The 13001-nt window shown below is 55.8% G+C and carries 13 protein-coding genes; all 13 read right to left on the bottom strand.

Features of this window, described 5'->3' with window-relative positions:
• Positions 1–8 precede the first annotated feature (8 nt).
• A complete protein-coding gene (locus tag ACQ3G7_RS08130; protein ID WP_061498428.1) occupies positions 9–410 on the bottom strand; it encodes a YjfI family protein in 402 nt (133 codons plus the stop codon).
• Positions 411–527: 117 nt separating this feature from the next.
• On the bottom strand, positions 528–1262 hold the full coding sequence (gene rlmB, locus ACQ3G7_RS08125) for a 23S rRNA (guanosine(2251)-2'-O)-methyltransferase RlmB (protein WP_430889472.1): 735 nt from the start codon (positions 1260–1262) through the stop codon (positions 528–530).
• 107 nt (positions 1263–1369) lie between these two features.
• A complete protein-coding gene (locus tag ACQ3G7_RS08120) occupies positions 1370–2149 on the bottom strand; it encodes an ABC transporter ATP-binding protein (protein WP_430889471.1) in 780 nt (259 codons plus the stop codon).
• Positions 2149–2919, bottom strand: coding sequence for an ABC transporter permease (locus ACQ3G7_RS08115; RefSeq protein ID WP_430889470.1), 771 nt, complete (start codon positions 2917–2919; stop codon positions 2149–2151). The genes ACQ3G7_RS08120 and ACQ3G7_RS08115 overlap by 1 nt, the downstream gene beginning before the upstream one ends.
• Entirely contained in the window at positions 2916–3923 is a 1008-nt protein-coding gene (locus tag ACQ3G7_RS08110) for a taurine ABC transporter substrate-binding protein (protein WP_263098328.1), read from the bottom strand. The genes ACQ3G7_RS08115 and ACQ3G7_RS08110 overlap by 4 nt, the downstream gene beginning before the upstream one ends.
• 63 nt (positions 3924–3986) lie before the next feature.
• On the bottom strand, positions 3987–4739 hold the full coding sequence (cuyB, locus tag ACQ3G7_RS08105; RefSeq protein WP_430889469.1) for a cysteate racemase: 753 nt from the start codon (positions 4737–4739) through the stop codon (positions 3987–3989).
• Entirely contained in the window at positions 4732–5748 is a 1017-nt protein-coding gene (gene cuyA, locus ACQ3G7_RS08100; RefSeq protein WP_430889468.1) for a D-cysteate sulfo-lyase, read from the bottom strand. The genes cuyB and cuyA overlap by 8 nt, the downstream gene beginning before the upstream one ends.
• 182 nt (positions 5749–5930) lie before the next feature.
• Complete coding sequence (rnr, locus tag ACQ3G7_RS08095; protein ID WP_430889467.1) at positions 5931–8366, bottom strand: ribonuclease R; 2436 nt, start codon at positions 8364–8366, stop codon at positions 5931–5933.
• 38 nt (positions 8367–8404) lie between these two features.
• The gene (nsrR, locus tag ACQ3G7_RS08090) at positions 8405–8830 is read right to left on the bottom strand and encodes a nitric oxide-sensing transcriptional repressor NsrR (protein ID WP_061498452.1); all 426 of its coding nucleotides are present in this window, start codon (positions 8828–8830) and stop codon (positions 8405–8407) included.
• Positions 8831–8981: 151 nt separating this feature from the next.
• Entirely contained in the window at positions 8982–10280 is a 1299-nt protein-coding gene (locus ACQ3G7_RS08085) for an adenylosuccinate synthase (protein ID WP_430889466.1), read from the bottom strand.
• Positions 10281–10382: 102 nt separating this feature from the next.
• On the bottom strand, positions 10383–10580 hold the full coding sequence (locus ACQ3G7_RS08080) for a DUF2065 domain-containing protein (RefSeq protein ID WP_061498457.1): 198 nt from the start codon (positions 10578–10580) through the stop codon (positions 10383–10385).
• A 77-nt stretch (positions 10581–10657) separates the two neighbouring features.
• Positions 10658–11662 (bottom strand): protease modulator HflC, encoded by a 1005-nt coding sequence (hflC, locus tag ACQ3G7_RS08075; protein ID WP_430889465.1) that lies wholly within the window; start codon positions 11660–11662, stop codon positions 10658–10660.
• 2 nt (positions 11663–11664) lie between these two features.
• On the bottom strand, positions 11665–12921 hold the full coding sequence (hflK, locus tag ACQ3G7_RS08070) for an FtsH protease activity modulator HflK (RefSeq protein ID WP_430889464.1): 1257 nt from the start codon (positions 12919–12921) through the stop codon (positions 11665–11667).
• Positions 12922–13001 lie beyond the last annotated feature (80 nt).

Below are 13001 nucleotides of genomic sequence, written 5' to 3'. Positions count from 1 at the left end.
TGACTCAGTTATTGGGTGAAATCATCTGTTAATTCAGCGAGATCCAGCGCATTTTCAGCAAGCGTGGTGATTTCCAGCAGAATATCGTCGATCGACGAGTTGAGTGACAGTGCGCCGAACGCGACATAATACTCTTCGCCGCCGACAGGCGAGATGCCAACAGAAGATAAAGGTAACAGTTTTTGATTGCGCAGCAGGAAGGCATTAAACGCATCCTGATGCTTAATTTCGTTCAGCGGGCAAATATAGGTTTCGATAATGATTTGCCGGGAGGTCAACAGCACGTTTAATTGTAAGTCGCCGTAATCATCCAGCGTCAGAATTAAGGCGTCCGCTTCGCGTTGAATATTTACGTCCAGCGTTGCTGATTGTAATAATGCTGCGCTCAGTGTTTCTACAGTCCATGCCATCTTTTCTATCCTGATCATTTCATCGCAATAAGTGTGAAATACCTGCCCGCGAATAGTACCAGCGTTAACGGTAAAAAAAACCACCCGAATAAGGGTGGTTTTTTTGCGCTTCGCCGCTTACAGACCGCGTTGGCGCACGGCTTCAAACAGACAGATGCCCGTGGCGACCGAGACGTTCAGCGACGAAACGCTACCCGCCATCGGGATGCTGATCAGCTCATCGCAGTGCTCGCGGGTCAGGCGGCGCATACCTTCGCCTTCAGCGCCCATCACCAGCGCCAGACGGCCGGTCATTTTGCTCTGGAACAGGGTATGGTCCGCTTCACCGGCGGTACCAACGATCCAGATATTCTCTTCCTGCAGCACGCGCATCGTGCGGGCAAGGTTGGTTACGCGGATCAGCGGTACGTTTTCTGCTGCGCCACAGGCGACTTTTTTCGCGGTGGCATTCAGTTGAGCAGATTTGTCTTTCGGCACGATCACCGCATGCACACCCGCCGCATCGGCGCTACGCAAGCATGCGCCAAGGTTATGCGGATCGGTGACACCATCGAGGATCAACAGGAACGGCTGATCGAGACTGGCGATCAGATCCGGCAGATCGTTTTCCTGATACTGACGCCCCGGCTTCACGCGTGCAATGATCCCCTGATGAACCGCACCTTCGCTTTTTTCATCCAGATACTGGCGACTCGCCACCTGGATCACCACGCCTTGCGCTTCCAGCGCGTGGATCAGCGGCAGCAGACGTTTGTCTTCGCGGCCTTTCAGAATAAAAACTTCCTGAAAACGCTCCGGAGCGCGCTCCAACAGGGCCTGCACCGCGTGGATGCCGTAAATCATTTCACTCATTGATGGTACTCATTTGGGGCGGTTTGCGCCGCGTTATTGGGCCGTGATTGTCATCACCTGGCCCCATTATACCCGACACGCGCCCCAGAACGAACCACCCGCCCGCGCTAACTCAGGTGCCGTTTCGCCTCCTGCCTGACCCGATGCAGGACATGCTGCTTGATAGCGCCGTATTGTGGATGTCCGACAAGGGTTTCAATGTCACGGTCACGGCCAAACGGCAGCGTAATCTCCTCGACGATCTTACCCGGCCGCGCCGACATAACCAGAATGCGGTCGGCGAGAAACAGCGCTTCTTCCACATCATGGGTCACAAACAGCAGCGTGGTACGGGTTTCCAGCCACGCTTCGCGCAACAGCTCCTGCATCATCAGCCGCGTTTGTGCGTCCAGTGCGCCGAACGGCTCATCCAACAGCAGCACATCCGGGCCGGGCAACCAGGCGCGCGCCAACGCCACCCGCTGTTTCATACCACCAGAAAGCTGCCATGGTGCATGGTGTTCAAACCCTTTGAGCCCAACGCGCGCCAGCCACTCCAGCGCCCGGGCGTTCACCTCCGCTTTGTGATGTTTTCCCAACCTCGGGCCAAAGGTGACGTTATCCAGCACCGATAACCACGGAAACAGGTTCGGCTGCTGGAAAATCATCCCCCGCGAGGGGCCGGGTTGTTGCACCGTCTGACCGCCCGCCAGCACCTGGCCGCTGTCTGGCTTTGTAAACCCCGCCACCAGGTTAAGGATGGTGGATTTTCCACAGCCGGATGGCCCAAGCAGCACGACAAATTCCCCTGGCGACAACGCCAGCGAAATATCTTCCAGTACCGTAAACGGCTGTGGTTTAGCGACAAACGTCAGGGAGACATTTTCCAGTGCGATATGTGCCGTCATCACTCTTTCCCCGCCCAGGGCGCTAACCACCGTTGCAGCCCCAGCAGTAATAAATCCAGTAAATAGCCAATGCCGCCCAGCAGCAAAATACCGAGCATCACAATGTCGGTGCGCAGATAAGAGCTGGCGTTGATCACCATCCACCCCAGGCCAGAACTGGCCGCCACCATTTCGGCGGCAATCAGTGAGGTCCAGCCGATGCCAATCGACAGACGTACGGTGGTAAACAGTTCCGGTAGCGCATCCGGCAGTACCACACGCAGGAAAATCTGCCTCCTGGATGCGCCGAGGGTTTGCGCGACGCGGATACGCGCCCGGCCGATGCGCTCTACCGCCGCGCTGGCACCGACCACTACGCTTAAAAAGGTGGCAATAAAGATCAGGAAAAATTTCGAGGCTTCACCAATCCCCAGCCATACCACCGCCAGCGGGATCAGGGCGATTTTCGGCAGTGGCCGCAGAAACTGCACGAAGGGGTTAAGCACAGCGGACAGACCGTCGGATAACCCCATCAACAGCCCTAACGGAATACCAATCACAATGGCGACGGCAAAAGCGCTCAGCGCACGTGCCAGACTCACGACAATATGCTGCCACAGCGGCACTTGCCGGTAACCATCCGCCAGCAGCTCTTCCGCCGTGAGGCCAATGTCGGTCAATGACGGTAATAGCAGCGGATCGACCCACTGCCGGGTCGCCGCCACTTGCCAGAACACGAAGAAAACCGCCACCGACAGCACACTAATGGCGATATGCTGACTCAATTTCATTGCGCGGTAGCCGCCGCATCACGAATATAACGGGAGTCGATCGCCGCGTCCCAGTTGGCCGGGATATCGCGCTTACGCAGCTCACCGATCCCGGCAAGGAAATCGGAGGTCTTGCTCAACGCCTTACCAATACCGCTGTCGGAGGTGTGCGTGCCGTTACCCAGCCACGCTGCCGTCCCTTGTTCGCTCAGCGACGGGTATTCCAGCCCGCCGAGGGTGTTTGCGGCAGTGGTCACTGGCGCACCCACCTCTTTTGCGACAATCGCAGCGGCACGTTCGGGATCTTTCTTGAACTCATCCACTTTTTGCTGATGTACACGCAGGAACGCCGTCACCGCGTCCGGGTATTGCTCCGCGAAGGCTTTACGCACCACGTAGTTGTTGTAAATCAGGTAGCCCTCTTTTTGCAGATCTTTGGTGGCAAACACCTGATGACCGCCAGAAGATTCCAGTTCCTGAGCGAACGGTGCCCAAACGTAACCGGCATCAATATCACCGCGTTTCCATGCCGCCACCATCTCTGCCGGGCGCAGCGGCAACAGCGTTATTTTACTGCGGTCGAGTTTGTTAACGCTTATCGCCGCTTCCAGCGCATATTGCGCAGTGGAGTTTGGCGGGTAAGCCACGCGTTTACCTTCGATATCACGGATAGTGTTGATGCCATCTTTGCCAATTAAACGTTCATAACTGGCAATCACCCCCGATACACCGATAATTTCCACCGGCAGTTTTCGCACAATACCCGCAGTCGCCGGGCTGGAGCCGAAATTGGCAATATCGATAGCGTTACTGGCGAAATAGCTTAACGCATCGGCACCAGAGGCAAATTGCACCCATTTCACCGGACTGTGTAAGGCTTTATCCAGCGAGCCGTCGGCCTTTGCCAGCATTAATACCTGTGAACCGCCGCTATACGCGATGCGGACTTCCGTCGGCGTGGCGGCGAAGCTGGCGTTGGCCCATAAGCTACCCGCTGCCAATAATAAGCAGAGACTTTTTTTCATTTTATTTAACCTTTAAAAAACGACGTTATTAGCGCTGAATCACTATATCCACTGGGGGCTCTTTTATTTATTCCAATTATTGCTTTGGGTATGCGGAAAATAAGAATGACGATATTCAAGCCATATTTCCGCGCAGCGCTGCGCCAGTAATTGCGCCGGATCGTGGGCCAGAGAAAGAAACGGTGCGGCTACCGCATGCAGTGCAAGCGGCACCTCGGTGCAAGCCAGTAGCAATTGATCAGCGCCGCGCGCCAGCAGCGCCTGCGCCTGTAAGCTCAGCAACTCGCCGCCCTCACGCAACGCACCGCGCTTCACCGCATAACAACCGGGCACAAACCACTGCTGCAACTCGTCTGCGGTGGGCAGCAACACCTCAATGCCCTTCTGCGCCAGCGCACGCTGGTACCAACCCGCATCCAGCGTGCCTTGTGTGGCTATCAGCCCTACCCGCTGCGGTTTTTGCGGCAGCGCCACCAGTCCTTCAAGAGTGGCATCAACAATATGCAGCAACGGCGCCGCGCTGGCGCGGCTGAGTTCATCAAACCAGTGATGCGCCGTATTACAGGGGATCACAATATGGCTGGCACCAGCCTGATTAAGCGTTTCGATGCCGAGCAGTAATTGCGGCAACGGCGATGGCCCCAGCCCGGCGAGGGCTTTTTGCCTGTCGGCAACCTGCGGCACATTCCAGACTACCGATGGCAGTTGCTGCTGATCGCTGTCGGCGGGAGTGGCATCCAGCAATTTATGCTGGAAATCCAACGTGGCGAGCGGCCCCATGCCGCCCAACACGCCGAGCAAAAAGGGCTTAGCCATGGCGGGCGTGCGCCTCCAGCACCTGGCGATAACCAAATAATCCGGCCGAACCACCCGTGTGAATAAACACCACGTTTTCGTCACGGCTAAAGTGACCTTTACGGATCAAATCAATAAGCCCGGCCGCGCCTTTTCCGGAGTAGACCGGATCAAGCAAAATACCTTCATGACGGGCAAACAGCGTCAGCGCTTCCAGCATGCTTTCTGTCGGCAGACCGTAGCCATCGCCAACGTAATCACTGTTAGCCACCACCGCTTCGCGCGGCAGCTCCCCCTTCACGCCGAGCAGCTCGCGGGTACGCGATGCCAGCGTCCAGACGTTCTCTTCCTGCTTCGCTTTCGGCGCGCGAACGCTGATGCCCAGTACCGGCACCTGGCTATTGGTGGCGCTGAACCCGGCCACCAGCCCGGCTTGTGTACCGGTGCTGCCGGTCGCGTGCACCACGCTGTCAATGCGCAAACGTAACTGGGAGGACTGGAACAGCAGCTCTTCAGCACAGGCAACGTAGCCCAGCGCACCGATCGGGTTGGAACCGCCGCCGGGAATGACGTACGGGTTGTGCCCCTGCTCGCGCAACTGTTGCGCCAGCTCTTCCATGGCCTGCTGCATGTCCGTACCGCCCGGCAGATGCGCGACAATCTCGCCGCCGAGCAAGTCGTCCAGCAGGATGTTGCCGGAACGCTGATACTCTTCGCCAAAATCCGTCACCCGCTTTTCCAGCAGCACTTTGGTCGGTAACCCGAGTTTCGCCGCCCCGGCGATAGTCTGGCGCACATGGTTTGATTGCGTCGCCCCCTGGGTAATGATGACGTCGGCGTTTGACGCCAGCGCATCCGCCAGTAAGAACTCCAATTTGCGGGTTTTGTTGCCACCGGTCGCAAGACCCGTGGCGTCGTCGCGTTTGATCCATAATTTAGGGCCACCGAGTAACGCGCTTAAATTATTCAGCGGTTCCAACGGCGTTGGGAAATGACCTAATGTCAGGCGGGGAAAACGGGCCAGATGCATAATCGCTCCTTGCAAAACAGAGATATGCCGAAGCGAAAAGGCTTCGGTTTTTATTCGGTGAATAAGAGATGGGTATTCACTATATACATCTGGCTGCGCAGGCTAACGATAAATACTAAATATCGATTTGCAGAAAATAACTAACCATAAAAAACCCCTTCACGGGAAGGGGTTCGGGAATATTACTGCGCGACTTTCTTTTTCGCCGCACGTTTTGCTTTGGTGGCGGCGGCGATTTTTTGCGTCTTCGCCGACGGTTTTTTGGCTTTTTTCGGTTTGCCTTTCCCCGGTTCGCCGCGGAAGGCGCTGTCCGGCTCAAAGTTCACCTTTTTGCCCATCTGGCGGCGCGGCGGTTTTTTCCCGGCGACTTTTTTACCTGCCGGGCCTTTCTTGCTGCGCTCACGCTCGGTTTTACCGACATTACGCGGACCGCGTTCGCTGGAGATCAGCGAGAAGTCGATCTTACGCTCGTCCATATTGACCGCTTCAACTTTCACCTGCACGCGGTCACCCAAACGGTAAGTCTGCCCACCGGATTCGCCAATCAGACGCTGGCCAATCTGGTCAAAGCGGTAGTAGTCATTATCCAGCGAAGAGACATGCACCAGACCATCAATAAACAGATCATCCAGGCGTACAAAGAAACCAAAGCCGGTCACGCTGGCGATCACACCCGGGAAGATGTTGCCTACTTGATCCTGCATAAAGTCGCATTTCAGCCAGTCCGACACTTCACGTGTAGCTTCATCAGCGCGGCGTTCGGTCATCGAACAGTGCTGGCCCAGTTGCAGCACCTCTTCCATGCTATAATGCCAGCCGCCGGTTTCGGTGCTGTTGCCCTTCAGCCCCTGCTCTTTCGCCAGCAGATATTTAATGGCGCGGTGCAGCGACAGATCCGGGTAACGGCGAATCGGCGAGGTAAAGTGTGCGTAGGATTGTAGCGCCAGCCCAAAGTGACCACGGTTTTCCGGATCGTAGATCGCCTGTTTCATAGAGCGCAGCAGCATGGTTTGCAGCATCTCATGATCCGGACGATCGGCGATGGACTCCAGCAGCTCTGCATAGTCGCGCGGCTCCGGTTTGTTGCCGCCAGGCAGCTCCAGACCCAGCTCAGCAAGCACACTGCGGAACGCCGTGATCGCGTCGTTAGAAGGTTTATCGTGAATACGGAACAGCGCAGGCTCGCTGGCTTTCTCCACAAAGCGTGCGGCGGAGATATTGGCGAGGATCATGCACTCTTCAATCAGTTTGTGCGCATCGTTGCGCTGGGTCTGCTCAATACGTTCAATGCGACGCTCAGCATTGAAGATAAACTTCGCTTCTTCGCTCTCAAACGAGATACCGCCACGCTCTGCACGCGCCTGGTCGAGGACTTTATACAGGTTATGCAGCTCTTCGATGTGCTTCACCAGCGGCGCATACTGCTCGCGCAGATCCTGATCGCCCTGCAGGATATGCCACACTTTGGTATAGGTCAGACGCGCATGCGAACTCATCACCGCTTCGTAGAATTTAAAGCCGGTTAAACGGCCTTTTGCTGAGATGGTCATTTCGCAGACCATGCACAAGCGATCCACCTGCGGGTTCAGGGAACACAAACCGTTAGAGAGCACTTCCGGCAGCATCGGCACCACTTGCGACGGGAAGTAGACCGACGTGCCGCGGTTGCGCGCTTCGTTATCCAGCGCGGTGCCGTGGCGCACGTAGTAACTGACATCAGCAATGGCTACCCATAAGCGCCAGCCACCGCCGCGTTTCTTCTCGCAGAACACGGCGTCATCAAAGTCGCGGGCATCTTCGCCGTCGATGGTGACCAGCGGCAGATCGCGTAAATCCACGCGACCCACTTTCGCTTCTTCCGGCACTTGCTCTTTCAGCCCGGCAATCTGTTTTTCAACTTCTGTCGGCCACAGGTAGGGGATTTCGTGGGTGCGCAGCGCCATATCCACAGCCATGCCGGTTCCCATATTATCGCCAAGTACTTCGACGATTTTCCCCAGCGCTTTGGTGCGACGGGTCGGTCGCTGCGTCAGCTCAACCACCACCACAAAGCCCATGCGCGCGCCCATGATCTCTTCCGGCGGGATTAAAATATCAAAGCTCAATCGGCTGTCGTCCGGCACCACAAAACCCACGCCGGCGTCGGTAAAGTAGCGGCCAACAATCTGGCTGGTTTTCGGCACCAGAATACGCACAATGCGCGCTTCGCGGCGGCCTTTGCGATCCGCACCGAGCGGTTGCGCCAGTACCTGATCGCCGTGGATGCAGGTTTTCATCTGTTCGCTGGAGAGATAGAGATCGTCTTTACGCCCTTCTACACGCAGGAAGCCGTAACCGTCGCGGTGGCCAATGACCACGCCTTTCAGCAGGTCCAGGCGTTCCGGTAAGGCATAGCACTGGCGGCGGGTAAAGACCAGTTGTCCGTCGCGCTCCATGGCGCGCAGACGGCGGCGTAGCGCTTCGTTTTGTTCTTCGCCTTCGATGTTCAGCTCAATGGCCAGTTCGTCCCGGCTGGCGGGTTTTTCGCGTTTTGCTAAGTGATCGAGGATGAATTCGCGGCTGGGAATGGGGTTGGTGTATTTTTCAGATTCGCGTTCGAGGAAAGGATCTTGTGACATTGCGGTTCCTCCGTTGTCAGCTCTGGCGGAAATTTTCGTCATTCCACCAGCAATAATTTGTAAAGCGGTTGATTCTCTTCAACCAAATCGGCAAGCGTGTAGTTATCCAGCTCCTTGAGAAAACTTTTCACGGCTTTGGAAAGCGCCATTTTAAGGCGACAGGCGCTGGTGATATGGCAGAATTCACTGCTGCAATTGACCAGCGAAAGGGGTTCGAGGGAGCGCACAACATCACCAATACGAATATCCTGCGCCGGTTTACCCAGGCGAATCCCGCCGTTTTTCCCACGGACAGCCGCGACATAGCCTTCACGACTGAGCTGATTGATTATCTTAACCATATGATTACGGGACACACCATACGTTTCCGTTACTTCAGTAATGTTGGTCATTTGCCCTTCCGGCAGCGACGCCATGTAAATCAGGGCGCGTAAACCGTAATCGGTAAAGCTTGTTAACTGCACATCAACCTCAATAAATGGGAAAGGGTGAGATACCCACAGGTATTAACTCTATTGATGATAAACCAGCCAGCTGTCAGGCCGCTAATTTATTTGAACAGAAGGGTAAAAAAAGCGAGGAAACGGGGCGCGATCAACACGCCCCGGAACAGCATTATGCGTCGAACGGGTCGCGCAGGATCATCGTTTCCGTACGATCCGGGCCGGTAGAGATAATATCGATCGGCACGCCGGTAAGTTCTTCAATACGTTTGATGTAGTTCAGCGCTGCCTGTGGCAGACCGCTGCGTTCTTTAACGCCAAACGTCGATTCAGACCAGCCAGGCATAGATTCGTAAATCGGCTCGATACCTTCCCAGTTGTCTGCCGCCAGCGGCGTAGTGGTCACTTCGCGGCCATCCGGCATGCGGTAGCCCACGCAGATTTTCACTTCTTTCAGACCATCCAGCACGTCCAGCTTGGTCAGGCAGAAGCCAGACAGGGAGTTGATCTGCACCGCGCGGCGTACCGCAACGGTATCCAGCCAGCCAGTGCGACGACGACGACCGGTGGTCGCGCCATATTCGTTACCCTGTTTGCACAGGAACTCGCCGATATCGTCGAACAGTTCGGTCGGGAACGGACCCGCACCCACACGCGTAGAGTAAGCTTTGATGATACCCAGTACGTAATCGACATAACGTGGGCCAAGGCCAGAACCGGTGGCGACGCCGCCTGCGGTGGTATTAGAAGACGTTACGTACGGATAAGTACCGTGGTCGATATCCAGCAGCGTACCCTGTGCACCTTCAAACATCACGAAGTCGCCGCGTTTGCGCGCCTGGTCCAGCAGATCGGAAACATCGACGACCATCGCGATCAGGATGTCGGCAATCGCCATCACATCGTCCAGCACTTTCTGGTAGTCAACCGCTTCCACTTTGTAGAAGTTCACTAACTGGAAGTTGTGATATTCCATCACTTCTTTCAGTTTATCGGCGAAAGTCGCTTTATCGAACAGGTCGCCAACGCGCAGACCGCGACGAGCAACTTTGTCTTCGTATGCTGGCCCGATACCACGGCCAGTGGTGCCGATGGCTTTCGCTCCACGCGCTTTTTCACGCGCAACGTCCAGCGCAACGTGATAATCGAGGATTAACGGGCATGCTTCAGACAGCAGCAGACGTTCACGAACCGGGATACCACGGTCTTCCAGTTCTTTCATCTCTTTCATCAGCGCAGCTGGAGACAGCACGACACCGTTACCGATGATGCTGGTGACGTTTTCACGAAGAATGCCTGATGGAATAAGATGGAGGACGGTTTTTTCACCGTTGATTACGAGAGTATGGCCTGCGTTGTGACCGCCCTGGTAGCGCACAACATATTTAGCCCGTTCAGTCAGAAGATCGACAATCTTCCCTTTACCTTCGTCACCCCATTGGGTGCCCAGTACGACGACGTTGTTACCCATTTTTCAAAATCACCGTTTGCTTAAAAATGGATTCTACCACCGCTTTTTTTCAGATTCAGCACTTTTTCCGGGCAAAATGGCAGCAAAATGCCCTCTTTTGCCTCAGCCAATCGTTTTCCTCAACATGTAGTAGATCACCACTCCCGCAACCACAAGCCCACCGCCAAAACGACGCAAAATATGATCCGGCAGCAGACTCAGGGAGGCAATCATGCGACGCCATGCGCGCGGATAGAACATCGGGCCAAGGCCTTCAAACACCAGTACCAGCGCCAGGGCAAGCCAGATTGTTGAATTCATTCCTGATCCTTCCAAAAAGAAAACCACCGCCTTAAGTCGGGCGGTGGTTTTTTATCATGAAAACCGCTGACGCTATCTTAGCGTGTCGCGGAACTCGGTGTCTTCATATAACGGAAGAAATCGCTGTCCGGGCTGAGCACCATCACATCCTGGTTGCTCTCGAAGCTGCTTTCATACGCGCGCAGGCTACGGATAAAGGCATAGAAGTCCGGATCCTGGCTAAAGGCATCGGCGAACAGCTTCGCAGCCTCCGCATCGCCTTCACCGCGCAGGATACGCCCCTGACGCTCAGATTCCGCCAGCGTTTTGGTCACTTCGTAATCCGCGGTGGCGCGCAGTTTTTCCGCCTCTTCCTGACCTTGCGAACGGTGACGACGGGCTACCGCTTCACGCTCAGCGCGCATACGGTTGTAAATCGCCTCGGACACTTCGGTCGGCAGGTTGATCTGCTTGATACGCACATCCACCACTTCAATACCTAACGCCGCCATACTGTTCGGGTTAATGACCGGTACTTTGCCGTTCGTTTCTTCGGTCACGCGTTCAGCGGCTTTGGCAATCGCATCATCCGCCGCCGGGGTCGACACTTCATCTTCGGTGCCTGCGGAACCGGAGTTCAGCGCATCGCGCACTTCCAGCGTCAAACGACCACGGGAGTCGGTCACGATGTCACGCACATCCAGACGACCGATTTCAGAACGCAGACGGTCAGAGAACTTACGTTTCAGCAGAACTTCCGCCTGGGAGATGTCACCGCCGCCGGTCGCCAGATAGTAGCGGCTGAAATCACTGATGCGCCACTTAATGTAGGAGTCGACGATCAGATCTTTCTTCTCTTTGGTGACAAAGCGGTCCGCCTGGTTATCCATGGTCTGGATACGGGCATCCAGCATTTTAACCGATTCAATAAACGGCAGTTTGAAGTGCAGGCCTGGCGCAAACACCAACGGTTTGTTGTCATCGTCGCGCAGGACTTTACCAAAGCGCAGTGAAATGCCGCGCTCACCTTCTTTCACCACAAAAATTGAGGTGTAGAGCACTACCAGCACGATGATGATGATCGCGATAACTGACTTACGCATCGTTATTCCCCCTGACGCTGGTAGTCGTTACGCTGCGCGTTAACGCGGCGTTGGTCCATGATGTCTCCCGCAGACGTTGCGGGGGCGCTGTTCGCACTGCTGCCAGAGTTAGACGCAGGCGGCAGGCGCAGCAAGTTGTTCGCGCCACTGCTGTCACTCTTTGCCGCAGGCGCATTGCCACCTTTCAGCATCTGGTCCAGCGGCAGCACCATCAGGTTGCCGCCTTTGTCGTTAACCAGCACTTTGCGGGTATGGCTCAGCACTTTTTCCATGGTCTCGATATACAGACGCTCGCGGGTAATTTCCGGCGCGGCTTTGTATTCCGGCAGCAGCTTCGCAAAGCGAGCCACTTCACCCTGTGCTTCCAGAATGGTCTGCGTTTTATAGGCGCGCGCCTCTTCGAGGATACGCTGCGCCTGACCATTAGCACGCGGCTGAACTTCGTTGGTGTACGCTTCCGCTTCACGAATATATTGCTGCTCGTTTTCACGGGCGGCGATAGCATCATCAAACGCGGCTTTCACCTCTTCCGGCGGACGAGCAGCCTGGAAGTTAACGTCCAGCAGTGTGATACCCATGTTATACGGACGAATGGTCTCTTCCAGCTCACGCTGGGTATCGCTACGAATAACGGTACGGCCTTCGGTCAAAATACGATCCATCACGTATTTACCGATCACACCGCGCAGGGCGCTGTCCGTCGCCTGACGCAGGCTGTCGTCGGCGCTGGTCACGCTGAACAGGTAACGCTCCGGATCGGTCACGCGGTATTGCACGTTCATCTCAACGCGAACCACGTTCTCATCAGAGGTGAGCATGACGCCGGACGCGGCCAGTTCACGCACGGACTCGACGTTGACGGCGGTGACATTATCAATGAAGGTCGGCTTCCAGTTCAGACCCGGCTCCACCAAGTGGCTGAACTTACCAAAGCGGGTAACCACGCCACGTTCCGCTTCTTTGATGGTGTAGAAACCGGTAGCAGCCCAGATAATCACGGCGGCTGCGGCAACGATACCGACAACGCGCCCGCCCATATTACCGCGCGGGCCAGCAGAACCTGGATTGCCGCCGCCTGAGCTCTTACCCCCGCCCAAACCACCGAGTTTTTTGCTCAGTTTGCGGAAGATATCATCCAGATCAGGTGGCCCCTGATCGCGACCGCCTTTGTTTCCATTTCCCTCAGAGTTGCCGCCTGGTTTGCTGCTTCCCCACGGGTCGCGGTCTTGTCCGTTGTTACCGGGCTGATTCCACGCCATGTATGTGCTCCATATATGTCTATCGTGCGGTGTATGCCCGAACTGGCGGGCACCCCCAAAGGGGAAAAATTTTCAGGCCT

The sequence above is a fragment of the Kosakonia sp. N21 genome (genome assembly GCF_050587465.1).
In the GTDB taxonomy this organism is placed as follows: Bacteria; Pseudomonadota; Gammaproteobacteria; order Enterobacterales; family Enterobacteriaceae.
Note: the sequence above shows the minus strand (reverse complement) of the source record. Positions and strands in the feature narration are given on the sequence as shown.